This is a genomic window from Paenibacillus daejeonensis DSM 15491, assembly GCF_000378385.1.
Taxonomy (GTDB): Bacteria; Bacillota; Bacilli; order Paenibacillales; family Paenibacillaceae; genus Paenibacillus_D; species Paenibacillus_D daejeonensis.
The window spans coordinates 754357-779314 of sequence record NZ_KB899660.1; the positions used below are offsets into that span (position 1 = coordinate 754357).

Annotated in this window: 23 protein-coding genes; 3 read left to right on the plus strand and 20 right to left on the minus strand. The window is 54.7% G+C overall.

Annotated elements, in window-relative coordinates; translation table 11 throughout:
* Window positions 1–90: 90 nt before the first annotated feature.
* The 11 genes from F556_RS0110445 to F556_RS0110495 all read right to left on the minus strand — a co-directional run bounded on the left by F556_RS0110445 (window position 91) and on the right by F556_RS0110495 (window position 12006).
* Window positions 91–1542: an RNA-guided endonuclease InsQ/TnpB family protein gene (locus F556_RS0110445; protein WP_020616893.1), complete on the minus strand. Its 1452-nt coding sequence runs from the start codon at window positions 1540–1542 to the stop codon at window positions 91–93.
* A gap of 530 nt (window positions 1543–2072) precedes the next feature.
* On the minus strand, window positions 2073–2558 hold the full coding sequence (fur, locus tag F556_RS0110450) for a ferric iron uptake transcriptional regulator (protein WP_020616894.1): 486 nt from the start codon (window positions 2556–2558) through the stop codon (window positions 2073–2075).
* A gap of 113 nt (window positions 2559–2671) precedes the next feature.
* Complete coding sequence (locus tag F556_RS0110455) at window positions 2672–3349, minus strand: DUF4166 domain-containing protein (protein WP_020616895.1); 678 nt, start codon at window positions 3347–3349, stop codon at window positions 2672–2674.
* Window positions 3315–4286 (minus strand): DoxX-like family protein, encoded by a 972-nt coding sequence (locus tag F556_RS0110460; RefSeq protein WP_020616896.1) that lies wholly within the window; start codon window positions 4284–4286, stop codon window positions 3315–3317. Before F556_RS0110460 ends, F556_RS0110455 begins: the two co-directional genes overlap by 35 nt.
* Entirely contained in the window at window positions 4273–4719 is a 447-nt protein-coding gene (locus F556_RS0110465; protein WP_020616897.1) for a thiol-disulfide oxidoreductase DCC family protein, read from the minus strand. The genes F556_RS0110460 and F556_RS0110465 overlap by 14 nt, the downstream gene beginning before the upstream one ends.
* 135 nt (window positions 4720–4854) lie before the next feature.
* Window positions 4855–5499, minus strand: coding sequence for a response regulator (locus F556_RS0110470; RefSeq protein ID WP_020616898.1), 645 nt, complete (start codon window positions 5497–5499; stop codon window positions 4855–4857).
* Window positions 5496–6842: a sensor histidine kinase gene (locus tag F556_RS0110475; protein WP_020616899.1), complete on the minus strand. Its 1347-nt coding sequence runs from the start codon at window positions 6840–6842 to the stop codon at window positions 5496–5498. The genes F556_RS0110470 and F556_RS0110475 overlap by 4 nt, the downstream gene beginning before the upstream one ends.
* Window positions 6843–6896: 54 nt before the next feature.
* Window positions 6897–8945, minus strand: a complete 2049-nt coding sequence (locus tag F556_RS0110480) for an MMPL family transporter (protein WP_020616900.1) — start codon at window positions 8943–8945, stop codon at window positions 6897–6899.
* Window positions 8946–8950: 5 nt separating this feature from the next.
* Window positions 8951–10117: an NAD(P)/FAD-dependent oxidoreductase gene (locus tag F556_RS0110485; protein ID WP_020616901.1), complete on the minus strand. Its 1167-nt coding sequence runs from the start codon at window positions 10115–10117 to the stop codon at window positions 8951–8953.
* The gene (locus F556_RS0110490; RefSeq protein WP_020616902.1) at window positions 10110–10853 is read right to left on the minus strand and encodes a methyltransferase domain-containing protein; all 744 of its coding nucleotides are present in this window, start codon (window positions 10851–10853) and stop codon (window positions 10110–10112) included. Before F556_RS0110490 ends, F556_RS0110485 begins: the two co-directional genes overlap by 8 nt.
* A complete protein-coding gene (locus F556_RS0110495; RefSeq protein ID WP_020616903.1) occupies window positions 10840–12006 on the minus strand; it encodes a type III polyketide synthase in 1167 nt (388 codons plus the stop codon). The genes F556_RS0110490 and F556_RS0110495 overlap by 14 nt, the downstream gene beginning before the upstream one ends.
* Before the next feature lie 239 nt (window positions 12007–12245).
* Here F556_RS0110495 and F556_RS38750 point away from each other — a divergent pair, with 239 nt between their 5' ends.
* On the plus strand, window positions 12246–12341 hold the full coding sequence (locus F556_RS38750; RefSeq protein WP_245583040.1) for a YjcZ family sporulation protein: 96 nt from the start codon (window positions 12246–12248) through the stop codon (window positions 12339–12341).
* A 67-nt stretch (window positions 12342–12408) separates the two neighbouring features.
* On the opposite strand, the gene F556_RS0110500 is transcribed toward F556_RS38750, so the two are convergent.
* Both F556_RS0110500 and F556_RS0110505 read right to left on the minus strand, forming a co-directional pair.
* A complete protein-coding gene (locus tag F556_RS0110500; RefSeq protein WP_020616904.1) occupies window positions 12409–13182 on the minus strand; it encodes a pseudouridine synthase in 774 nt (257 codons plus the stop codon).
* Between the two features lie 39 nt (window positions 13183–13221).
* Window positions 13222–14796 (minus strand): RsmB/NOP family class I SAM-dependent RNA methyltransferase, encoded by a 1575-nt coding sequence (locus tag F556_RS0110505; protein ID WP_020616905.1) that lies wholly within the window; start codon window positions 14794–14796, stop codon window positions 13222–13224.
* A 151-nt stretch (window positions 14797–14947) separates the two neighbouring features.
* Here F556_RS0110505 and F556_RS0110510 point away from each other — a divergent pair, with 151 nt between their 5' ends.
* Window positions 14948–15430 carry a thioredoxin family protein gene (locus F556_RS0110510; protein ID WP_020616906.1) on the plus strand — a complete coding sequence of 161 codons (483 nt, stop codon included), beginning with the start codon at window positions 14948–14950 and terminating at the stop codon, window positions 15428–15430.
* Window positions 15431–15513: 83 nt separating this feature from the next.
* On the opposite strand, the gene yjbM is transcribed toward F556_RS0110510, so the two are convergent.
* Entirely contained in the window at window positions 15514–16317 is an 804-nt protein-coding gene (gene yjbM / locus F556_RS0110515; protein ID WP_020616907.1) for a GTP diphosphokinase, read from the minus strand.
* A gap of 20 nt (window positions 16318–16337) precedes the next feature.
* Window positions 16338–17435, minus strand: a complete 1098-nt coding sequence (locus F556_RS0110520) for a quinone-dependent dihydroorotate dehydrogenase (RefSeq protein ID WP_020616908.1) — start codon at window positions 17433–17435, stop codon at window positions 16338–16340.
* A 201-nt stretch (window positions 17436–17636) separates the two neighbouring features.
* On the opposite strand from F556_RS0110520, the gene F556_RS38335 reads away from it, so the two are divergent.
* Window positions 17637–17774 (plus strand): hypothetical protein, encoded by a 138-nt coding sequence (locus F556_RS38335; protein WP_020616909.1) that lies wholly within the window; start codon window positions 17637–17639, stop codon window positions 17772–17774.
* A gap of 2 nt (window positions 17775–17776) precedes the next feature.
* Here the strand turns inward: F556_RS38335 and F556_RS0110530 are convergent, their stop codons facing one another.
* The 5 genes from F556_RS0110530 to F556_RS0110550 all read right to left on the minus strand — a co-directional run bounded on the left by F556_RS0110530 (window position 17777) and on the right by F556_RS0110550 (window position 24925).
* On the minus strand, window positions 17777–19123 hold the full coding sequence (locus tag F556_RS0110530) for a L,D-transpeptidase (protein ID WP_020616910.1): 1347 nt from the start codon (window positions 19121–19123) through the stop codon (window positions 17777–17779).
* Between the two features lie 94 nt (window positions 19124–19217).
* Window positions 19218–20810 carry a stalk domain-containing protein gene (locus F556_RS33685; protein WP_063824369.1) on the minus strand — a complete coding sequence of 531 codons (1593 nt, stop codon included), beginning with the start codon at window positions 20808–20810 and terminating at the stop codon, window positions 19218–19220.
* Window positions 20811–20838: 28 nt separating this feature from the next.
* Window positions 20839–22629: a FecR family protein gene (locus F556_RS0110540; protein WP_020616912.1), complete on the minus strand. Its 1791-nt coding sequence runs from the start codon at window positions 22627–22629 to the stop codon at window positions 20839–20841.
* A 32-nt stretch (window positions 22630–22661) separates the two neighbouring features.
* Window positions 22662–24521 carry an adenylate/guanylate cyclase domain-containing protein gene (locus F556_RS0110545; protein ID WP_020616913.1) on the minus strand — a complete coding sequence of 620 codons (1860 nt, stop codon included), beginning with the start codon at window positions 24519–24521 and terminating at the stop codon, window positions 22662–22664.
* Between the two features lie 167 nt (window positions 24522–24688).
* A complete protein-coding gene (locus F556_RS0110550) occupies window positions 24689–24925 on the minus strand; it encodes a ferredoxin (RefSeq protein ID WP_020616914.1) in 237 nt (78 codons plus the stop codon).
* Window positions 24926–24958 lie beyond the last annotated feature (33 nt).

The window sequence follows — 24958 nt, forward strand, 5'->3', positions numbered from 1 at the left end:
ATATTAGAAATAGTTTCCATGATTGTAGCATGAATATTCCCACCACTTGCCAAAGCGGTCGCTTCGGCTGAAGTGTGGGTTTCGGAGGTCTCAACCTGACGTTCGCAGGATGCTTAACCTCCGGGGAGTTGACACGTTGACGGTCTGGTTACCATCCAACCCCTCTACCCCATTCGTGTGTTTGGCCGTCACGTTTGGGAATACTTTGCGCATAATGTTGGCAGCTCCGTTCACATCGGCGTTGATCAGACCGGCCAGACTCGCATACAACCCGCGATGGATCCGCTTGCCGGAGAAGGCTGCGGGCGGTGGCTCATCGAACCGCGGCAAAGGATCTTGATCCAGAAAACTCGCTTTCGATGTGTAGGCTTCTTCCGTCAGGATCACCGTCATTCCTTTCTCTTCGGCCTTGTACTGAATCATCGAGATGAGCTGTCGATGCGGGAGGTGGCAGAACGTCTGATTGGTTTGTCGCCCCATACCGGAAGCTTGCTTCCATCCCTTGTTTTGACCGATGATGAGGGTGCCAATCCCTTGTTTCTCAGCCAGCTTGACGATGTGGTAACTGGTCTTGTGAAACAGGTCCTTGATGCGGCAATATCGCTTTCTGTGCAAGCGTTCCAATCGCTTGGACGTATGCAGGCCTTCCTGCGGCGCCTTGCCTTGGCGAAGAATGCCGGTATAGTAGGCTTTCATCTTGTTGTAATATTGATTGGTCGCTTTGGCCATCCCGCCCTTCACGATCAACGGCTGCGCGCCGGTTGTCGTGACGATGGTTGCAAGATTATTCACGCCCAGATCAATCGCCATGTATGCATCAGCAGGCCTCACGTTTAGCCGTAATTCCATCTCGGATGCCTGCTGTCTCTGCGGACAAGCGAAGACAAGTTCAACAAGGTAGTGTCCGTGACGAGGAAGCACGCGCACCTGCATTAACTTGCCATCCGCAGCGCCCAATTTGCCAATGTTCAGTTGCAGCTTGGTTCGGGGAAGCTTGAGATATCGACCCTTTTTGATGACACAGTCTTGATTGGAGAACACCACGTCCTTCACCTGGCCGCGCGCGTAGCCTGGAAGGTTCGGCTTGCCGGTATACTTCTCAGGATGCTTGCGGTAATCCTTCATACTCGCGAAAAAGGAGGCCCAGTTCTGGAAGACCAACTTCAAGATCCCTTGACTGCTCTGGGCAGCAAGCGAGCGATAATCCGGCTGTTCCATCACTTTGAACAAGGCATCCAGGAACGCATAGGAGAGAAAGGGCTGCTCGGGCGTGGGCAGCACAAAGGGACGGGAACGATTACTTGCACGTCGTCGTTCGTTCATCGCATCCAGATGCGCGGAGAGGGTAGCCATGACGAGTTGCTGCAGCGGTTGTCCTCCGGTCTGCTGTCCCTTTGCCGTGAACACTTGCCGGAGATAAAAATTTGCCATGTTATACAAGTTCTTGGCGCACTGACAAGCTTCATCCAGGTAGGCAAACAACCGATGCCCTGGCTTAATCCACACGTGATAGGTTCGATACATGAACAGGGGATCGGACATGCGTTCACCTCTTCACCAAAATGGGAATATACGTTCCCGTTCAGTATACCACTACAACGGGAAAAACAAAAGCCTTTTGTTGGGCTCAAACAGGAAGTCGCCGATTCACCTCACCACTTGAAGAAGTGGGAGTACTCTCGGCGAGGGCTGATAGAGATGACCTTTCGTTAACCCGCACAAGTGCTACCTGGAGTACCGGAGTGCTGGTGAGGCGTCAATTGCAATTGTCAGCGAGTTGGAAAACTGGTTTGTGAGGAGGGTTGTACCTTCGACGTCTGTTCTCTAACGACAAAAATACACTTAAAAACCAACAATAACACCGATAGGTTGAAGGTAAAGACAAAAATACAACTAATACGCTTGTTTATTGAAATATATGGATAATCCAGCGATATTAACTGCACTTTTGACCTTACGAGGCGGATTCTTATCACTGAGGCTATAATTAATTGTACTTTTGTCTTTAGCACCACAAGCCACTCATCCATATAGAAAAAAACCGCTGAATCTCAGCGGTTCTCTCGGACTAATTAGACTGCTTTGCGTTTTTTGCGGCATTCCGATTTGTTCGTTTTGGTGCAGGTGTTGAACACGCCAGTGAAATCCAGGCGGTGATCACTTACTACAAATCCAAACTCTCGCTCCACCCGTTCTTCAATGCTCTGGAGCCAATCATCTTTAATTTCCTTCACCGCACCACAATCCCGGCAGATCAGATGATGATGCATATGCGCATGATCATTATGACGCAGATCGAAACGAGCGACACCATCGCCAAAATTAACTTTTTCGACGATTTGCAGCTCCGTCAGCATCTCCAGTGTCCGATATACGGTGGCAAGACCGATTTCGGGAAACTTTTGTTTAACTAGCATATATACGTCCTCAGCACTTAGATGGTCCTTTTCATTCTCCAGCAGCACGCGAACGGTAACTTCCCGCTGCGGAGTCAATTTGTAGCCTTTCATCTTTAGCTGATGGTTGATCTTACCCAGTTCTTCCGCTACAGGTATCATAACCAACACCTCCATTGTCGTTCTGGACACCCTTAATTAGAATGATTCTCATTTGATTATATATCAAGTGAGCCAATTTAGCAAAGGATGTCTTTTGAACGGCAACAGAAGGGCTATTCCCGGCACTCTTCGCGCAAGGGACGAATCTCCAGCGGGATAGATGAAGCCGAACAAGAGATGAAGCGTTCCACGAATGATCCACTGTAGCGGAAAACCGGACCGAGCAGCGGGCTTGTAACCTTGACTTCAATACGGAATCGATCGATCTCTTCGTCAAACCATTCGCACACCTCTGCCGAGCCAGTTAACCAAGCTGGCCAACGAAACTGTAACGGCCCTTCATAGAAACGTTGTTCTCCGGAACGAATGCAGATACCGCCTCGCGAATCCGCGGCCAGCTCCAAGTCAACCGCCAGATGCTGCCGATTGCCCAGATAATCGACGATTCGCTGCCGGCCTTCACTATATACCATCGTCGCGTCAAACTGGCGGATGCGCCCTGGAAACCGGAATTTGCGAACCCAACTGACCGTCTCTCGTCCATATTGATCCTTGTAGGCATAATTATGGACGGTGAACGGGATAGACACGCCACGCTGCGGAAACATCAGATGACGACGTGCCCCCAAGGCAAGCGGGATGGACGCTGCCCGATGAAACCAGATTTCATCCATTTCTCCTTGACCGATACACGCGATGCCGCTGCTGCTCTTGAAACCAAACCTGTCGCGGATTCGGGGATGAAGACGATCAAAATCAGCCCCCAGCGCTTGTTGATAGATGGATTGCATCGGAATCGCCCCCTCCTCTCTTGCCCTTGTCCGCCTGACGCTTGCAGCGGCCTGCATGCGGCAGCCGGTCCAATGCGCGCGATGCCGCCAGACAGCAACCCAGCATGGCCAGACCGGTCGTCAGCGGCTGGAACGGCTGCTGGAGCAGCTCCGGCTGGGTCCAAATTGCTGGAAACGTCAAGCCCATAATTGCCAGAGCCGAAACGATATACACCCAGCGCTTGCGGTGCAGGAGCACCACCAGCAGCCCCCAGATCACCTGAGCCCACCCCAGCGCATTCAGCAATTGACGTTCATAGCCGGTTGCCCATCCCGTGCCAGTGAGCAAGGCAAGCTCGCCTGAATCCGGATAGAGCAGTTTGGGCATCAGCCCCTGATAACACCACAATAGGCCAACAAGCAGCACCAATACATAATGGGCAACAGCATCCCGAATCGTGATGGATGGTGGAATCCGTTGCTCGATCCAGATCCGCAATACATCAAAGCTCCATGCCGTAGCCCAGCCGAACAATGGCCGGAATAGCACTCGGTCCAGCCAATAACCCAGCTTGCCAAACCGCGTCTCATAATCAAAACGGGTGGAGAACGAGATGCAGTCTTCTCCCGGATGCTGATGATAGCGCCAATACCCGGAGCCTCTGCAGATCAGGGAAATGGGCTGCTCAGAGCCGAACTCCAGCGTGGAGACACGATCTCCCCCTGTGGTCTGAGCTGACCGGGTTGCCCCAGTACCTGCGATGTCCAGCCCAAAGCCAATGCGCGTCCGATAAGCGAAATGTTGCGGCTCTTCCTCTGAGCTGCGGGGAAGATAGCGGATTTCGCTAAATCGCAAATCCCATTGCTCGTGCAGGCGTGGTACCTGTGTATGCTCCCATAAGGTATCGAGGTCTGTTCTCATGTCTAATTGGACAAAGATAGGCTCACGCTTGTTCATCTGCAGCCCCCCACTCTATCAAGCGGCTGGTCTGGCACGGATCCGGCAAGGCACACAGCGTGCGACGTCCGAAAAAGCGGTACCGGTTTTCAGCGATCCAGCGGTAGATCCAGTCACGGATCTGTACAGGGACAAGCATGCCCATATAGCAAAGCCGCCAGATTCCGCCAATCTCACGCAGTGTCCGAAGCGCAGCCGTCGAGCGGACATAGCTGCTGTTCCCTTCAATCATAACGAAGGTATCCTGATCGGTTTCCGGCAATCCGATTCTCGCTAGCAGCCGTTTACCAACATCTGATTGCAAGGCGGCAAACCGGAAGCGGCGGGCCGGATCTCTGCGAATCACAAATCGTGTCACGTGGTGACAGAGAATACATTCCCCATCGATTAGTAGCGTAATGGGTCTTTTCTGATGTTGGTTTCGCAAGCTCATTCCGCTCCCTCCTTTGTCTCCAGTTTACTTGCGCCAGAGAGATTGCGGCAGAACCAACTTTTATGGGACAACGCAAATAAAGGTACTACGTAATGTAGTACCTTCCATCGTACATAGGTATGAGTTAATGGTTTGTTAATCAGGCGGTTTACGGAACAGGCCGCGGTGCTTGACGCGCTCTACCGCCTCTTTACTGCTTTTCACGCCGAGTTTTTTTAACATTTTATTCACCTGGTTTTTTAGCGTACTTTCCGCCTTGAACAGCTTCTTCTCGATCTGCGATTGGGTATACCCCTGCTCAATCAACTCATAGACTTCCCGTTCGGCGGGCGTTAGCGCTTGTAATTGTTCTTCCCGCTTCAGTCTGGCAAATTCCTGGAGCAGGGGCTCCATCGCCGAGGTCTGGTGGTAGGCATGCCGAATCGTCTGCGGCAGCTCCGCAAATCTGGACTTATCCAGATAATTGACGGCTCCAGCCGTAAAAGACTGCATAATGGTACTGCTGTCGCTCAGCGAACTAAGCATAATAATCGGAACGGGACGAATATCATGGATTTGCATCGCTATGTAGATGCCCTCACGCCCACTCGGCGTCAGTTGGATATCCATCAGCACGACATCAAACTCAAGGCTTTTGGCCATTCGTACAGCCTCTTCCTCGGAAGTTGCCGCCCCGACGACAAGCAGATCGGCCTCATGGTTAAGAAACGCAGTGACCGACTTGATCCAATCCGCATCATCCTCCACCATCAGTACACGGATATGAGGCTTGTCCGTCATGATGCTTCCTCCTCTCGAGTACGTGTCCGCGGAAACGACAGCGTAACAGTCGTCCCTCTGCCGGGCTCGCTGGCAAGCTGCACGCTGCCGCCACTTTTGGCCATCACGCGATAGACATAAGACAATCCCAACCCGTAATTATCGTTGCTTCCCTTTGTGCTGTAGAAGGGCTCAAAGACTCGCGCCGCCTGAGCTGGAGCAAGCCCGATTCCCGTGTCTGTGAAACGAATCCGCACCTGCCTCCGGCCAATCTCCACAGCAATCCGCAGCTCCCCGCCATCCGGCATAGCTTCCATACTGTTGGAGACGATATTGCCGCAGGCCTCTCGCAAATGTACAGGATCCGTCAGGACGAGAACCTCGGCATCAACCGATTGGACGATCCGGATGTCTGCTGCTGCAAGCCGTTCCCTGTGAGCGAGAATAACCTCATCTATGATGTGAGCGGGCGAGCATGGCTCTAGCCGGAGCGTAAGCTCCTTCATCTGACCGTGGATGCGCGAAACCATGGCCAGCATATGCTCAGAACTGGCGGCGATGATCCGCAGATGGTCCTCCGCAGCTTCGTGCTCTTTCAGTTCCCGGCGCAGGTTGGCGGTACTGATCGCAATCTTGCCAAGCTCGTTTTTAATCGTATGATTGAGCATCGAGGCTCCCGAGCTGGCAGCCTGCAACGCCGGTTCGAGTGGGTCGCTCTCGACACGGACTCGGACCCCCAATACACTGTATACAAAGGAAAACAGCAGTGCAATGCCAAGCGAATACGTCACGAAAATGGACACGTAACCAAAAAAAGCAAACGCCGGATCAATCGCAAGTCCAACGTAAATAAGGCCAAAAACCGCCAGCAGCGTAGGTGTCATGATTAGGGCAGTTATGCCCCGGCCGCGCCGAATATGCCGGTCCGTCTCGCGCACCCAGGCACCAATGAGTAAATAACAGGCCACAGCATAGTACGCGCCGGCCCACACCGCCAACAGCGTATAGTTCATTTGAAATGCTGGTGCGAAGGTGGTCCACCCGGCCATACCGACAACCGGCAGCAGCGGTATCAGCTTGCCAGCCGTCCGCTGGGCAGGGGTACGAAGCCGTTCGCAATAGACCAGGGCAAAAACCAGCACCGTATAGGGAGTCAAGGTGAGATTCAGATACTGGATGACACCCGCTACCAGAACCCATCCACTATCGCTCAACCAATCCGTCGTTCCCCCAATTGCAGCACTGGTCAAAAACAAGCCTGCCCAGCGATTAGCGGCGCGCCGGGGCTGGACGAACCAGACCACAGCCGCAGTCGCTAGCAGAGCGGCAAAATAATAGAGCATCCTCTGATCATCCTCACCCATTAATACCTCTTATTCTATCATAAGAAGCAAGGATGGCGAATGCAGCAAGATGCTCTAGCGGCGCAGGCCAGGGGCCCACCAGTTCCACTTGCCGAGCAGCTTCATCAGTGCCGGCATCAGGAGAAATCGGATTAATGTGGCATCTATAAAAATCGCCAGGGCGATTCCAACGCCGAGCTGCTGTACCCCAGCCACTTCCCCCCAGGCAAAAGGCAAGGTTACGGCTATAATGATAGCTGCCGCGCATGTAATCACTCGTCCTGTGCGGGCCAGTCCCAAGATGACGGCGGCCTCGTTATTACCTGTGCTGCGGTAGGTTTCATAAATACGCGAGACCAGAAAGACGGCGTAGTCCATGCTGATGCTAAACGCCAAGCCAAAAATAAAGACCGGAATCATAATGGCGATCGGTCCGGGCATCACGCCCAGCAGGCCATCCCGAAAAATCCAGGCCAAGAGCCCAAATGAGGCCCCCAGACTCAGAATGTTCATGAGCAGCGTCTTTACCGCGATAATGACAGAACGGAAGGCAAGGAGCAGCATGACCAGGTTGGATATCGCAATGCTTAATGCCACTTTGCCGAGATTGTCATAAATGAGCTGCTGGACTTCCTGCCGGTATTTCGCCTCGCCACCCAGTATTAGCTTTCCTGATACCAGCTGCTCATGCGCATCCCACTGCCTCAGCCATTCGTCTACTCCAGACGATCCCGGCTCACCGTTAAGCTGGAGCCGTACAACTGCCGGTCCCCCTGCAACCGGCGGCAACCCTGCCGCCTCCATGACGAGCGGGTCGCTGCCCATTTGCTTGACAAGCAAAGTGGCGGCTTCCATCTTGGCTGCCAGGGGCAGGTTATCAGTCCCCGAGAGAACAGCATACAGTGTGGACTGCGACGGATGGCCAAACCGCGCCTCCAATCGTTCATGAGCCTGCCTTGCCTCCGAAGAGAGCGGCAGCGAAGCCGCATCCGGGATAGTTAACTGTATCCGCATAAGCGGCAAACAGCAGAGCAGCAGTAACGCTCCTGAACCAACAGCAGCCAGTACAGGACGCTTCATCAATGCGGCAGACCAGCCATGCCAGAGGGCCGCGCGCCGTTGATGGCCCGACTTCGTCCGCAGAGCGGGAGTCAAGAGGGATAAGAGTGCAGGCACAAGGGACCATGCGATCAAGAAACTGAGGCTCAGCACGACAAGTGATGCCAGCGCCACAGAGCGGAACATCGGCAGCGGGATCCATAACGTTCCGAGCAACCCAAGGGCAACCGCTCCCGCCGCAAAGAAAACGGCCCGGCCAGCAGTTGCCATCGTAAGGGAAAGCGCGTCCGTTGGGTCTGCTGTGGCCAATTCTTCACGATAGCGGCTGACCAGCATCAAGGCAAAATCCAGACTAAGCGCAAGCCCCACCATAGGAATCACATTCAGCACAAACGAAGATAATACGACCTCTGTTCCGATCCAGTACATGATACCCATCGCCGTGCTAACCGTCACTAAACCACACACGATAGGGATAGCCGCAGCGGCGAAACCGCCAAAAGCGAGCAGCAAAAACAAAAAGGCAATCGGCACTCCGATGAGCTCGGCCTGCCGAAAATCGCGGTGGCTGGCCTCATTTACCTCTGCCTGGATGACAGGCTGTCCCGTCAGACGGACCGTTATTCCCGGCTGCTCCGGCAAATATGCCCTTACCGTGTCAATCTTGGGCCCCCACCTATGAGTGGGGGCTTGAAAGGTAATCAGCGCATAAGCCGTGTTGCCTTCCCGCATGCCTGGCTGCTCCAGCGGCGACACAAGCAGGTCCAGGTCGCCATGCAGCCTGAGCCAGTCCATCGTTCGCTGCAGATAGGCCTCCATGACGGGAGCGGCAACGGACGGCTGCCCTTCGAAGAGCACGATGACGGGATTGGCTGGCATCCCATACGCCTGCTCTAATAGCTGCTGTACCTTGCTGTGCTCCCCGTCAACGGCCAGTCCATGGTCCTGCAGTACTTCCCCCAGCTTGGGGGCCCACGGAGCCAGTACGATCAACAAGAACAGCCAGCCCCCGATAACCAGCAAGGCATGCCGGCTGAACCACCCGCTGAGCCATGTGGCGCCCATCCGATTTACCCGCTGGACCCGCTGCCAACAGGCATCGGGGCAAGCCTAGTGGCAGTAACCAAGCGATGGGCAAGAAAGGGAGCCGCCAGTGCTGCCTGTCTAAAGAAAGGGGTGAGCGCTGACTGGCTCAGGCTCCACTGCAGGATTCTGCCCCAGCGCTGGGGACGCGCGAGCTGCTGACGAATGGCTGAGCTATAGGCGCGCTGCCAATCCAGCAGATCAATCCGGCCTGCCAAATACGCATCCGCCTGCTCCGCACACAAGGCAGCCGAACGCAGTGCCATCGACATGCCATCTCCGCAGAGCGGCGGAATGACGGAAGCCGCGTCCCCCGCCAGCGCCACGCCGTCCCAGACGGACGAGCGCTTGCCAAGCAGCACCGGGGACACGGCTGCTTGCGTGCCAGGTATCGGCTCAGCGCCTTCGAGCCGTCGCTGCAGCTGTCGGTTGCTTCGACTGGCATGCTCCAGCAACTCCAGCACCCCTTTGGCCCCAGCTTGCTCACCATGCACGAGCAGACCCGCAGCGTTCATCACTCCGCCTTCCACAGGGGAGATTCCGACATAACCGCCTTTCCAGAAGTACAGCTCGACCGTCTCACCTGTCGCCATTCCCTTCAAGTGCGATTTGATACCGAAATAACGTTTCCTGTCCCGTTTAGTGGCCTCGCCTCTGACAGATGTACCAGGCAGACCGGATCTGGCATAAGCGCCACTGGCTACGATGACGGCTCGGGCGTAAATCCTGCTCTTGGCTGCGCCCAGCAGCTCCACAACATACCTACTCCCCTCCTGACGAACCTCGCTTGCCGTCACCCCCGTCCGGATCAATGCTCCATGATCTGCCGCGCGCCGATGTAGCGCAGAGTCCAGGAAAAACCGGCTGATCCCCAAGGCCGTTCCGGGCAGGGCAAGCTGAAGCTCGCGCTGGCCATGCAACGCAAGGGAAGCCTGCCGGATCCGGGCAGGCGTCTGATCAAGAATCTCATCCAGCAGCGTCAGCTCCTCCAGCATGGCAAGCGATTCCGGCGAGAGGAACTCGCCGCATACCTTGTGGCGCGGGAATTGCTGGCGGTCAATCAGTACGGTCTGCCAACCTCGTCGGGCAAGGGCAATTGCAGCAGCGCTCCCCGCGATTCCGGCACCTATAATTGCTACATCCGTCTCATCCATTTCCTACACCTCCCTTGCCGCCTCTTGAAATTACAGCAGCGTAACGGAACAAGGGTCGCCAGCTGTACTTGAGCTGCGTAGCTGGCAGGTCGGCCGCGAGCTTCTCCCAATCTGCCGCGCGGAATCCCTTGGCCACCGACAACGGACCATCATGCCGGATATACCGGTTCCCGGGCAACAGCCGGGATGCGCCCCACACCGCTACCCAGGCGGCCCAATGGCGGTGGATGTCATTAATGACCACGCCCAGCTTGGCTACGCTTGTCAGCGCGCGAACGGCCGACAGCAGCTGCTCGCCGTGGAAATGATGCAGCAACTGCGTCGCCGTGACGATATCGGCAGACTCGCCAAGATCGCTCAGACGGAACAAATCCGCTTGGACGACAGTAATTCTCTGCTCTGCCCGATGCAGCACCCGTGCCGCCTCACAGGCCTCGGCACCGGCATCGACGAGCCGAATCGTGATCTGAATCTGCCGTTTGTCCGCCCAGCGTAACAGAGAACGGTTCACATCGCCGGAGCCACACCCCACATCCAACACACGCAGGCTGCGGGGCTTCCCCGCAGCCTGCCAGAGCTGTTCGACGCCATATACGGTTGGACCGGATGCATGGAATAGCCGGTTAAGTACCCGCAGCTGGCTGAGGGCGTGGCTTAGCTCCGGACCCCCAGCCTGTGCGTCATCCATCAGCTCCGGCCGATCAGCCCTTCGGGATAGCGTTTTAAGCACGGACAACACCTGCCTGCTCGTCTACAGCATGCAAGGTTGCTGCCTGCGGGACATAGCTCATGCGCAGCATCTCGAAGGTCAGGCCCGGACCAAATGCGACGGCCAACCCACTTTGCTGCTCGGCTGAGGTCGAGTCGTTGAGTGTCCTCCGCAATTCCTCCAGCACAAACAGAATCGTAGCGGAGGACAGATTGCCATAACGCCGCAATACGTTACGGCTGGGGGCAACCTGCTCGTCCTGCAGATGAAAGGTCTGCTGCACCGCATCGACGATTCCTTTGCCGCCAGGATGTACCGCCCACCAGTCCGGGAGTTTGCCACCGAGCATACGATCCAACTCGCCCGGAATATGTCTGGCAATGAGTCGGGGCACTTCTGGTGACAGATACAGATCGAAGCCGTGATCGCCAAGCTCCCATGCCATCTGGTCAGCACTGTCAGGCAGCAGCGTACTGTACGGCTCGTCCAGCAGGAAGTGACCGACACCGCCCTGTCCCACCGCTTCGGTGATGACACAGGCGGAGGCTCCATCTCCGAAAAAGGACGCCCCATAGAGCGCTTCCCGCTGGCCTGACGGCTGGATATGCAAGGTGCAGAGCTCCACGCAGACAACAAGCGCACGGGCCCCTGGTTGTGAGGCTGTAATTTGCCTTGCAAGACCGATCGCTTTCAGCCCTGCGCCGCATCCCAGAAACTGCAGTGGCAACCGCTGTACAGCAGGCTTCAGTCCGAGCTGCCAGGTCAGCTCTGCATCGAGCCCTGGCAGGAATTGTCCTGTACAGCTGACAGTGATGAGATGGGTAATCTCGGATGGTAACGAGCCGCTCTCCAGAAGCGCAGTCCTGGCAGCGGTAAGCGCAAGCGGCACAGATTCACGTTTGTATATGCGCATCCGCTCGGACGTCGTCGGAGCAGGTGCCGCCTTGTCAGTTGTCGGAAAATATCTGCACTGCGCCGGCTCAGCCAGCAGGTTGGGCTCGCAGGTGTAACGCGTTTCTACTCCATTCTGGCGGAAGACTCGTCTGGCCCAACGCGCTGCGTCCGGTTGACCGGCGAGCGCTTCTGCCAGTCTGGCTGACGTTTCGTGTTGCTCGAGCTGGTGCTCGGGCAGGGCAAGTCCAATACCGGTAATCGCAATCCCCTTGGTTCCCGTCGGCATATCAATCTCCTCCATTTGCTGCGTTATCAAACTCAGGACATGCAGTTATCTATGGATATTCATGGAGCGTGTAATCTATGCCAAGTGGCCGACTGCACGGCCATCGCCTATTTAAGCAAGGCCGTGACAGACGTCCAATCCGCTGATGCCTTCCGCCATATACTGTGGTGTACCGGAAGATGAGAGATGCCCTTCCGCAGGCAGCTTCATCCGGAATTCGTTTACAGGGAGGAATTAGTATGTCCGGTGTTGTTGGAGGAGCGTACACTTCGACTGGCGCAATTCTGGTGCTTTTCATTCTGCTGGTCATCATATCCTGCAGTTTCCTTTGCTAAGCTCGACAGGATGTATACAAAAAGCCGTCCCAGGCCAGACATGGCTGTCAGGGACGGCTTCTTCATGTTATGTCTGCGTTTTCTTCGCCTTGACACTGGCGGCATGATCTTGAAGTGAAACGAGCTCTTGCTCCGTCAGCTCGCGATACCTGCCAAGAGGCAGGCCAGGATCCAGCTCCAGCGTGCCCATCGTTATGCGGCGCAAATAGGTAACACGCTTGCCGACCGCTTCGAACATCCGCTTCACCTGGTGGAACTTGCCTTCACGGATGGTCAGTGTAATCCGCGAGGTGAATGAACCGTCGCTCTGCTCCTCCACATGATCGATATGCAGCACTGCCGGCATCGTTACGTAACCATCATCCAATTGCACGCCTCTTTCGAAGAGATCGCGGTCTTCTTCGCTCACCTTGCCGGCCACAATGGCTTCATAGGTCTTGTCGACATGCTTGCGGGGCGACAACAGCTCATGGGCCAACTGCCCGTCATTGGTGAGCAGCAGCAGCCCTTCCGTATCTTTGTCCAGACGGCCGACCGGAAATGGCTTCAGCAGACGATCCTCCGGCTGGAGCAGGTCGATGACCGTCCGCTCGCGTGTATCCTCCGTGGCCGAGATAACTCCCTGCGGCTTGTGCATCATAAAGTAAATCACGTCCCGGTACATGACGCGGGTGTCCTGCCAATACACCTCGTCGTTCTCAGGATCTACATTCAAGCCGCTATCCTTGACGAGCCGGTCGTTTACTGTCACTTTGCCTTGCTTCACTGCTTTTTTTATTTCGCTCCGGGAGCCGTATCCCATATGGGATAGCAGCTTGTCCAGGCGAATCGGCTTGGCCATGATTATTCCCCCTTCGACCCTGTCGGTTAGATGTTTCGTTTAGATGACCCGCCAGCCTGGCGAGAGTTCGTTTTTCAGGACGCCAGCCTGCCATTTTCCCCATCCGATCGGATAGCCTTCAACACAGACAAGGGTATAGCCTTTGCGAACGCCAGCTGGTTGATCAGATGCAGGTGTCTGTATGTCCTGCTCCGCAATTTCCAGCGTTTCACCCCGCAAATAACGCCACACTGCCTCATCCGCAGCACCCAAATTGACCACACGGGCAGCCTCTTCCCTGTGAAGACCCATCGCCAGCGCCTGCGACGGCTCGAAGCGATGCTTGCCCGCCTCGCCAAGATACCAGCCTGCTCGAACCACACGCAGGCCATCCAGCGCGGGCAGGCCCTCCGGCTGCAGATACAGACGTGCCCCATATGCAATCAGCTTCCCGGCTAGCGGCTGCTCCAGCAGCAAGTGCTCCCCGGCAAAAGCCGTCCATAACGATTCGGCGTCTGGACGAGCTTCCTCTTTCCTTCCCCTACGCTCTTCCGTTCTGCGCCCCGGGCGGCCCCGCCTCGGATCGCTAGCAGCAACTGCCAGCGACTCCCCTCTGCGCGCACGTCGGCTGGCTTGTTGGCCTGTCCGGAGCACTTCACCTCGGGGAGCAGACGCCTCGTTCCCACGGAGCGGCTGTGCGGATGCTTCGGTTAAGGTATTGACCAGCACGGCTGCATAATGCCCCTCTCCCCGCAGGTGATGCGGCCAAAGGCGTATCGTTCCCTCCAGCCGCGCATCCGGGCGGCTTGATACGGTCTTCGCATAGCCCGGCTGCCACCCATGATCGGCCTCGATCGGCAGCACAGCCAGCTCAGGATGATCATGGAGCAGCGATGCGACGCGATCTTCATTCTCTTCCGGGGTAAACGTGCAGGTCGAATAGACAAGCCTCCCCCCGGGGGCCAGCATGGCTGCCGCCTGGCGGAGGATTTCGTCCTGCATGGCGGCATAACGCGCAGCGGCGTGCTTGCCCCAATAGGCCATCATGGCAGGCTCCTTCCGAAACATTCCTTCCCCGGAGCATGGCGCGTCAACCAGAATGCGGTCGAAGTAGCGTGGGAATGCCTTGACGAGCGAGCCCGGCTCTTCCTGCAGCACAATCGCATTACGGACACCGGCTCGTTCAATGTTTTTGGCCAGTGTCTTGGCACGCTCACCTGCATTATCATTGGCTACCAGCAGTCCCTGCCCCTGCAGACAGGCGGCAATCTGCGTTGATTTGCCACCCGGAGCAGCGCACAGATCCAGCACCCGATGGCCGGGCTGCACATCCAGCAGTTCCACCGGTGCCATCGCGCTTGGTTCCTGAATGTAATAGAGTCCGGCATGATAGAATGGATGCTTGCCCGGGCGCTCATTCTCTGGATAGTAATAGCCGTCTCGGCTCCAGGGGATGGGGACTAACTGGTCACCGATCGGCGCCAGAGCAAGAAAAGCATTGGCCTGTATTTTGAGTCCGTTCACTCGTAATCCGTACCAGCGTTCCTCTTCGTAGGACGCCATAAAGGCCACGAATTCATCGCCCAATAGATTCTTCATTTGCACGGCAAATAATGGGGGCAGCGTTGTCTGCATGGCATTTCCTCCCGGGTTCACAGATTTGCAACGATTTCTGTCCGATGACTTACCCAAAGTACACTACATGGTGTATAATAACTTAAAGTAAGTGGACAACTTCAAGGTGTCTATCCAATTAAATTCTCGTATGGAGGTAGGAAGTAAAGCTATGAAGAAAATGGGCATCTTTTTAGGCATAATCATTATTTTGTTTGCCGGGATCTTTGTACTTAACAAATCAAATGTGAATGAAGTTTACAACAAGCCGGTATCTGAGCTGAACCGCGAAACCCGCGCCATTCTGGACGATCCCAACTACCAAAACATTATTCTGCCAGGTGAACTGGAAAGCAAGATTGAGAGCGGCGATGGCACGTTTGTGTATTATTTCGCTTCCGACTGCAGCTTCTGCAAGCAGACTACCCCGATTCTGATGCCTATCGCTGAGGATGTTGGTGTCGATCTTCCACAGTTTAACTTGAGAGAGTTCGACGACTACTTCCAGAAGATGGGCATTCAATTCACGCCCACTCTCGCCTATTATGAGAACGGTGCGCTGGTAGACAAGATGGAAGGCGGCGTCACCATTGATGGCAGCACTGGCTTTACCGAGCAGCAGTACGCCGATTTCTTCAACAAGTATAAAGGCTGATTCTCAACTACTGAGCAGACGAACCCCCCGGGCCCAGCCCGGGGGGTTCGTTGTCCAGGCTCTACAGAGCTAAGAGCTAGGAGCTAGGATTGGCTGTTCTTCTTAGCTCGCATAATGGCTGCCTGCACTTCAACCGACAGCTCCTTCAGCCCCCAGACATCCTCTCTGTCCCACAGTTCATTGAACTTCAACTGGAACTGGGCGGCCTCCCTCACACGAGTATAGAAATAGAGATCCTGGATGTCGCTTAATACTTTGGATACGATATTCGAACGGTCTTCGAAGCCGCGCTGCGCATCCAGAATTTCCGCCCGAATGCTGGACATCTCTCCGTCGAGCAGTGAGGCAGCCTCCGCTGCTTTTTTGAGACGCTCTCGTACATGTGGAGGCAAACTCTCTTTATATTTATAGTTCAAGGAATGTTCGATAGTGGCCCAAAAATTCATAGCCAGCGTCCGGATCTGGATTTCGGCCAACACGCGCTTGAAGCCAAGAGCAGTTTGTACCGGATACTCCACAATCATGTGGAAGCTGCGGTAGCCGCTATCCTTGTAATTCGTCACATAATCCTTCTCGTAAACCAAAATCAGGTCCTGGCGTTGGCGAATGATGCCTGCCACCCGCTGGATATCTTCAACAAACTGGCACATGATTCGAATGCCAGCGATGTCTTCAATGCCGGAATCAATGCGATCCATCGGGACGCCGAGCCGCTTGGCCTTCTCCAGGATGCTGGAGATTCGCTTGACCCTCCCGGTCACGAATTCAATCGGAGCATAAGACTCCCGGACTTTGAGCTCGCTCCGTAATGTCTTAAATTTGACCTTCAGCTCTTCGATTGCTTGCTCATAAGGGAGCAAGAATAAATCCCAATCCCTTCCATCCATGCCGTTACCTCCATTTCAGCTTACCGATGCCCGGAGCCGACCGCCTCGGATAACCGGTTGAAGCCGTCGCGGCGGAGCCGCTCCAGCAGCCCCCTGTTCAGCTCTCGGAGCACCTCGGGCCCCTTATAGATCAGTGCCGTGTATATCTCTACCAATGAGGCGCCTGCGCAAATCTTATCGTATGCGTCCCCAGCATCGAAAATGCCCCCGGAGCCGATGATCGGCAGCCGTCCGCCAGTCTGGCTGTAGACGCTGCGAATGACCTGTGTCGATAGCTCTCTCACAGGTCGTCCGCTCAGGCCGCCTGCTTCTGTGGCATGCGGATGCTTCAATCCCTCACGGCCAAGTGTTGTATTTGTAGCAATAATACCCGAAACGCCGCTCTGATGAATCGTATCCACTGTATATTCCAACTGCTCGGCTGTCATATCCGGAGCAATCTTCACCAGTACCGGTTTGGCGGCCTGGCCGCGTGCCGCCCCTTGCGCATCCATCTCGCCGCGCACGGCACCAAGCAGTTGCTTGAGCTCGTCGCCATGCTGCAGCGCACGCAAATCCGGTGTATTGGGAGAGCTGATGTTTACGACGAAGAAATCGCCGTATTCATACAGCGCCCGGATACATGCTATGTAATCTTCATGGGCTTGCTCGTTAGGTGTAACTTTGTTCTTGCCGATATTAACAGCAATCGGGATCGACTGCACCCGGCGGCTGGCCAGGCTTTGACGCATAGCTTCTGTGCCGTCATTATTAAATCCCATCCGGTTGATGAGCGCTTCATCGGGCGGCAGCCTGAACAACCGCGGCAACTCATTGCCCGCCTGCGGTTTAGGGGTAACGGTCCCTACCTCGGCGAACCCAAATCCAATGCTGGAGAAGCCATCAACCGCTTTGGCGTTTTTGTCCAGCCCCGCAGCAAGACCTACAGGTAGCGGAAATTGGAGACCGAATACCTCGGAAGCCAGCTCTGGGATTGATTCAACGCCATACATTGATTTTAACAGGGGCAGCATACCCGGCACTTTTCCTGCGGTCTGAAGCCCGTCAATCACCAGGTGATGAGCTTTCTCGGGATCCATGCGGAACAGCGCCGGTTTGGCCATCTTCGAATACAACACGTTCGTTCACTCCGTTTCTCTTGCCTAAGGCAACTCGATCACTTAAGTTTAGCCTTTTCCATCCTAAAAGAAAAGAGTCAGATGCCGTGTATTCCAAGGCGAACCCGTGAAGTCATTGCACCGCATAGCGAAAACGATTACACTAGCAGTATAGGCTTTTATAGTCGTCCATTATTCAGAAAAGGTGGTGTTTATGGGTTTATGAGCGCTAAACGCAGACCGCCTGTCATGCCAAACAAGCCCAAAGACGAAGGCAACAAAAAAGCATTGATTATAACGGGCTCCGTGCTTGCCGGAATTATCGTCGTCGTCTCCATCCTCATCATCGTGACGGGGTAGAATCAACCCAGCCACCGGTATACTTTGCCGGGGTTGGTCTCATCCTGCCGGGGCGTCAGCTCGAAACGCTCGCCTCCCTGAACCGGTCCGCCAGGCAGACCTCCGCGCTGAATGGTAACGGTCGTTCCGATCGGCACGAGGTCGTACAACTCCTCTACATCTGCTTTACCCATGCGCACACAGCCGAGCGAGAGATCTTTGCCTATGCTGCTTGGCTCGTCTGTGCCATGAATGGCATACAGCGTATTGGATAACGTCATGCCTCTGCTTCCGAACTCGCCATTATCCCGGCCGTTCGGATTTTTTACTTTCTCCGTGATCGTAAAGCTCCCGGTAGGCGTCTTATCCCCGCCTAATCCAATAGCATAACTTCTGACGATGACATCTCCACTAATTACTGCCAGGCGGTACTGCTCCGTATCGACTACAATTCTTAGCGGCTGCTCTGGGAGCTGCAGCGCCTGCAGCCAGCGTCCCTGCACAGGACTGGACTGATTGTTTGCCGCCTGGTCCTTGTCCGTTGCAGCTGAGGTTTGCATCTCCTGCAGGAGTCCATCAAACATACGGCGCATGCCAGGCGTCTCTCCAGAGATCATATTGGCTGGATAAGGCCTGACCAGCTCGTCAAGCGAGCTGGGCCATTTCCCTGTCGATTCCCGGTAATGATGAATCGCGCTGGCCAGCGTCCACCGCTCTTCCTGCCTCTGGCTCCAGTTCATAAGCTCCTGCTCCGCTTCTGCAGAACTGGCTGGCTCGCACCGGCACGCGGCGGCATCGTGCAGCTTCACATCCAGCTCGCCTCCGGAGGATGAACGTTCAGCCGACATAAGAATTCTGCGTTTGCCCTGCCAGAGCCGATACTCGTCCCGTTCTTCCAGCGATACCGCGATGGCTCGGCTTTGCGGCTGGCCGCTGCCATACAGCAATCCCGCGAGCAGCCCGCTCATCGTGTCCCGATCCCCTTCTTTAACAAATGCCACCGTCCAGCCAGACCCGGCAAGCTCCTCCTCTGCCATCGTGGCCTCCGGCGCAGCCAACTCCTCTTTGGCGGGTGCCAATACCGTCAAGCCTAGCAGTACGATGATCGTTGCTACGAGGCGACGGACAATGGTTCTTCGCTTGCGTCTGCGGATCCATTGAGCAATGGCTTCCTGCTGCTGCTGAACCAGTGGATGCTGCTTATCTTCAAAGGCTTCATAGACATCACCAGCCTGGATAAAGCAATAGTTGGCCTTGGCCGTCTTCCCGAGGCGTGTATACTCCTTGCCGAGCAGATACCAGGCCATCCGGTTATCCGGATGCTGCTTCACATAATGCTTCAGATGAATTTGTTCTTCTCGCTGGCTCAAGATGCTGCCCCCTTCAATCCCGCCTTCTCAGCTATTATATCGGCAGCAAAAACCGCCCGGTGTAGTCCCGGGCGGTCATTTAGGAAAGATTATCTTACCCGCTGATCCGTTCGCGAAGCAAAACCGAACGAACCGATGGCAACCATTGAACATCAAGACCCATCTCTTCCGCAAAAAAACGGACCGGTAGATAGAGTCGGTCATCCTGAATGAAAGGCGCAGCCTGAAGCGTGATGGTTGTCCGTTGTGAACCCTCTCCCCGCTGGATTAAGTTCGTTCCGGCATGAAGCCGGTAAGACAACTCCCCGCGTGACACGGTTACTTGGCCGGTTGACTTGTCGAAAACCACGTCATAGTCCAGTCGCTCAGCAATGATTCGGACGGGTACAAAGGTCGTGCCGCTGCGAATCACCGGTTCCGCATCAGTCGCTACTCGCTCGCTGTGGTACAGCAGCTTAATCTGCCCATCAGCGGTCACGTCTGCAGGCAGCTGATAGGGCTGCAAAATCCGAATGCGGTTGTTAGCGGAATCTGCAATCGCGTATCTCCCGTTGCCCATAGCCACTATGTCAGTTGGTGTATTGAGGCCCGCATAGCCGGCCAAGCCATCCGCTTTGCCTGTATCTTCGGGAGTGCCAGCGATTGTGTGCACCTTGCCGTCTTTGAGGTAACGAATCGCATGGTTCAAGGAATCGGCAATTAACAGCCCCCCTTCCGGAGTAAGGGACAGTCCACGCGGCGCATGGAAGCGAGCGGTGGAAGCCTGGCCGTCTGCATAGCCTCCTTCGGCATAGGCTTCGCCAGATTCGTACGTCGCCTTGCCTCCAGCCACGGTAGATACAGTCCCTGCAGCAAAGTCAATATAGCGAATCAGTTGATTGCCCGTATCGCTCACATACAGGTTGCCCTTGCCGTCCAGAACCAGACCGCTAGGCTCATTGAACTTGGCCGCAGCCAGCTTGCCATCTGCATAATCACCTGCGGGCTCCACTGCACCTGGGAAGTATTCGACGGCACGTTCAGAAGGTGCCGTTAGCGTCGTGACACGGCCCTGCTCGATTTTGCGGATGACATGATTAAGTGTATCCGCCACATAAATCACGCCACTGTTCGTCACGGCAACATCCATCGGTCCATTGAACCTTGCAGCCGCTCCCTCACCGTCCACGAGTCCCATGACCCCATCTCCAGCGATTGTGCTGACCTGTCCTTGAGCATTGAGACTGCGAACCGCATGGTTGCCCGCATCTGCCGTCACAATCATCCCAGTCCGGGTCAATGTAATACCTGCCGGATGATCAAAGGCGGCCGTTGCCCGATCGCCATCATTCCAGGCTCCGATTAAATCGCCAAACTCATCTTCTCCCAGATCAAGCCCGGCATACGTTGATGTGGAGGTGGAGGTAATCTGACGAATCCGTTGATTGCCGCTATCGGCTACGAGAATCGTCCCCTCTCCAGTAGCTACCAGACGGGTAGGCTGGCGAAATGAAGCCGACTGATTGGTTCCATTCACCAAGCCAAGCTCACCGCTTCCTGCCCATGTATGCAGTTCATACAAGGCCAATTGGTCGAGCAGCACATCTTTTTGCTCTCCCGCTGCGGCTGCGCCCGGTGTCGGGGGCAGGACCATCAGCGAAGCTGCCAACACTATAGGCAGCCATGCTTTCACATTCCGTTTACTCATCTTCATTGGCGGCTCCTTAGCAAGAGATTTATGGAGACGGCAGAGTTACCGTCAAATTCGAAATCTGAATGCCTGTGATTGGATTGCCTGCTGCATCCACAGCAATGAACTCTGCAATCCGGATGGTCTCTTGACCGGTTGCCGATCCGACCAGGAACGGCAACTTGACTAGGGTTGTCGGACTTCCGATAACTGCCGATTGACCCCTATACTTCATAAGCGAATAAAAGAAACCATTGTCAAAGCGGTTATACTCATCGACACTATCGTAAGCGGAACTGCTGCTATTGCCGGGATTAATCCGGAACAACCCGCCACCCGTACGATACGTCAGGCCGTTCGCGCCTTGCAGTGCTTGCTCATGAATACGGATCGCCTCATCATCGTACGCGAGACGGACTTGCAATGCGTAGATCGCCCGTGATCCTGTGAAGCCGTTCAGCTCCAGATTCACAGTAAATGCCGTCCCCTGGACACTGCCATTATGAGCGGGGTCAAGCACCAGTCGAGCAGTAGGCTGGGCAGCCGCTGGAGGATTCGGCGGTGTGACAGGAGAGGTTGGCTGGGGCTGCGTTTGATTATCTGCTAGCTCCTCTTGCCGTTTTTTCTTCTCCTGCTCGAACTTTTGCCGCTCCAACTCGCTCAGTTTGGCCTTATAGGCGTCCTCTGCCTTCTTTTTAGCTTCCTCCAGTGCCCGTTGATTGGCCTCTTCCTGGAGCTTCTTTTTCTCTTCAAGCTTCTTGATCAATTCACTTTGCTTATCTCGATCCTCTTGTTGTTTGGCCTTCTCTTTGTTTATTTTTTCTTCCGCCTGTTTTTTCTTTTCCTGTACCTTTTTTTCTTTCTCCAGCTCTTTCGTCGTTTTCTTGTGATCAGCCGGGTCATCCAGATTAATTTTATTTTTGGTCGGGAGACCGGGGTTCACCTCGCCCACAAGCTTTATGGCTTCTTCTTTGGACATCTTGTTCTGATCGATGGCCTCTTTGAGAAGATTGCCGACAAGCCGGTCCAAATTGCCTGCTACCCGATCTATATCATCTGCGCTTTCCAGAAATGCTGGAAGTGGCGTGCCGTTGGGCAACTGCTGCTTGATCCGCTCGATCATCAGGTCATTCTCCCGACGAATGTCATCGGCCGACCGGATGATTTCTTCTATAATGTCCTTGCCCAGTTGAGAGATGAGCTCTTGAAAGTTAACAACAGTAACCAACTCCCCGGGCTCCTCATCAGGAAGCAATACAATCTGCTGTGAAGGATAGACTGCACTATCACTTTGTTTGGACGTATGCTTGCCGGTAACGATACCGGAGAGTGACGCCAGAGTCGTTATTCCTGTCTTCGGTTCCACAACGACAAGGAAATGCGTCCCCCGCACACCCATAATTGCAGTTGGCGTTTCCAGCTCAAACTGATCACTTGCATTGGTGATCGACTTGACCTTCACCCAGAGAGAGCCTGCCCAAATATTCATTTTGGTTTTGGTGCCCTTGTCATCCTTCAGCTTGGTAAATGTCACCTGAGAATTCTCGCCAATGGTTACTGAATCGCGTTCAGCTTTACTGCTGGACAATTCCAACACCACTCTGGCACCCTTGCTTGTCGTAACGGTATCGCCTTCATTGAGCGTCATGTTTTTGAATGCCGCAAACGCTTTGGAGCCGCCTGATTTCTTCACATTGACTGTACCTTTCAAATCCTTAACGAGCGCAACCCTTTTAATTTGGGCCAATGCCTCGTCAGGAGCAAACAGGAAGCTGAGCGGTCCGGCCACCAGAACGATAGCCAACAGCAAGCGCAGCCCGTAAGATGCTCTTCTCATTCACCTTTCTCCTCTCTTCTGTCTCCATCTCTTCAAGCCTGCGCTGCTTCTCCCAGCACTGCGTAGACCTGTACCGGCTGTTCCTTGCCTTTGACTTTGATCTGGCCCATGTCCTCTGTCACAAACCGGCCCTCCAAGCGATCATAGAGGTCGCTGCTGATTAGAATCTGACCTGGCTTGGCATTGGATTCTAGTCGGGCTGACAAGTTAACGGTATCCCCTATGGCCGTATAATCGAGTCTGAGCATCTCGGAGCCAATATTGCCAACAACGGCTGGTCCACAATGGATTCCGATGCCGAACTTGACGCCAATGCCGTATTTCTCCAGACATCGCTGTTCCAGCAGATCCGATTGCTGCTTCATCTCCAGCGCCGCACGTACCGCATGCGAGGCATGATCAGGCAGGTCTACGGGGGCTCCGAAAATGGCCATTACGCCATCTCCAATAAATTTGTCGAGCGTGCCCTGCCAGTTGAATACCGCTTTGGTGCACAAATCCAGGTATTCATTGAGGACAACGATGACCTCCTCCGGCTGCAGGCGCTCGGACATTGACGTAAAGCCACGGATGTCTACAAAGATGACACTGATGTCGCGGCGCTGGCCTCCCAATTTAACCTCCTGCCCGGAAGCGAGCATTTCATCTACCACACTGCGGGGCACGAACCTGCCGAAGATCGTCGTGACCCGGCTGCGCTCCTTGCGTTCCTCCATATAGTGGGAGACGACGGCCCAGCCTACTGCTGTGGTCAAAGCTAAAAATGGATAGGTAAACGAAATAAAATGAGAGAAAAACTGGTAAACGATCAGCCAGGCTGCGGCGTAAGAAATCACTAGCCCGCAATAAATATAAAGGGACGTGCGTCCGGGAAACCGTTCGAACAGCAGCAGACCCAGCAGCGTCAGTCCGAAAATAAGAGCATACGTCACTGGCTTGCCCGTATCAAAATAAAAGGCACCGGTTACAAGCGACTGGACCATATTGGCATGAATCTCTACTCCAAACATCGTAGTCGTGCGACTGAGCGGCGTATAGTATTCATCTTGGAGACCAGTTGTATAGGGACCGATCAGGACCACTTCGCCTTCGTAATATTCAGCGGGAATGGCTCCCGACCACACATCGAAGAAGGATTGTGAATCATATCCGGTATCCGCGCTGGCCTGCTCGCGTGGTTTGGTGAAGAAGTCAATGGTCACCTGACTCTTGCTGTTAAGCGGAATTGCCTGCTCGCCCCGATACCATGTCTCTTGCTTGGCATCATATCGGATCTGCAGCTGCTCATCCAGGAGATAATTGGCAAGGACTACACTCATGGCCGGGACCATTGCAGCCTCCTGGTCTTCCAGACCGATCGTCAACATCCGAACCGTGTTATCCTTGTCGGGCATGACATTGATATGGGCAGCCTGATCCCTTGGCGCCTCTATGGTCGAGGCAGGATACAGAACAGAGCGCACATCCAGCTGCCCCTTCGTCTCTTGGCGCTCTACCAACTGGAAGACCACCGGCAAGTAAACGTTGGGATAGCTCTGCATCACTTCTGCCATTGCCGCGTCCGCATCGGGGTTTTGCCCCGGTTCGGCAAGCACGATATCCAGGAATATCGCTTCAGCTCCAGCTTCGGCGAGTTCTGTAATCAACTCCGCATAGACGCTGCGATCCCAAGGGAATTGACCGATTCGCTCGAGTGAGTAATCATCGACCTTGATAATCTTGATGTTCGGATGCGGCTGCCGCTCGGCATCGCTCTTGGCGCGCATCAGGTCACGCAGCGGCGATTCGACAAAATTCAGCATACCGCCTGACCCAAGACCCGCTAGCAGCGACCAGAACAAGGCGATCAAGATGCCTGCAGCGGCCGCCTTCATCCCTTTCTTAACTGACATACGTTCCCCCCTGCTAACTATGTAAAATAAAGTCTGTTTCTGTCTATAAATTCGATTTCTAACAGCCTCTTTAAATCTATTCTAGTTCACACTTTCATATATTGGCAATATAGTGAAACGAAAAAAACCTGCCTCCAGGCGGAAGCAGGTGAATGTTCAATCTATAGTTACATATTAAATGGCTCGTCCGCGATCTTAATCGAATCTGTCGGACATCCGTCAGAAGCATCCTGCAAATCATCAAACAAGTCCTCGGGAATCTCTGTTACCCCGCGGTTGCCATCGTTAGAATAGATAACCTCGGCCAGTCCCTCATCGTCGTAATCATAGATGTCCGGTGCCGTAGCCCCGCACGCACCGCAAGCAATGCATGTGTCCTTCTCTACCCAAGTGTACTTGCCCATGGTAATTCCCTCCTGTAGTCTCTCTAAACACCG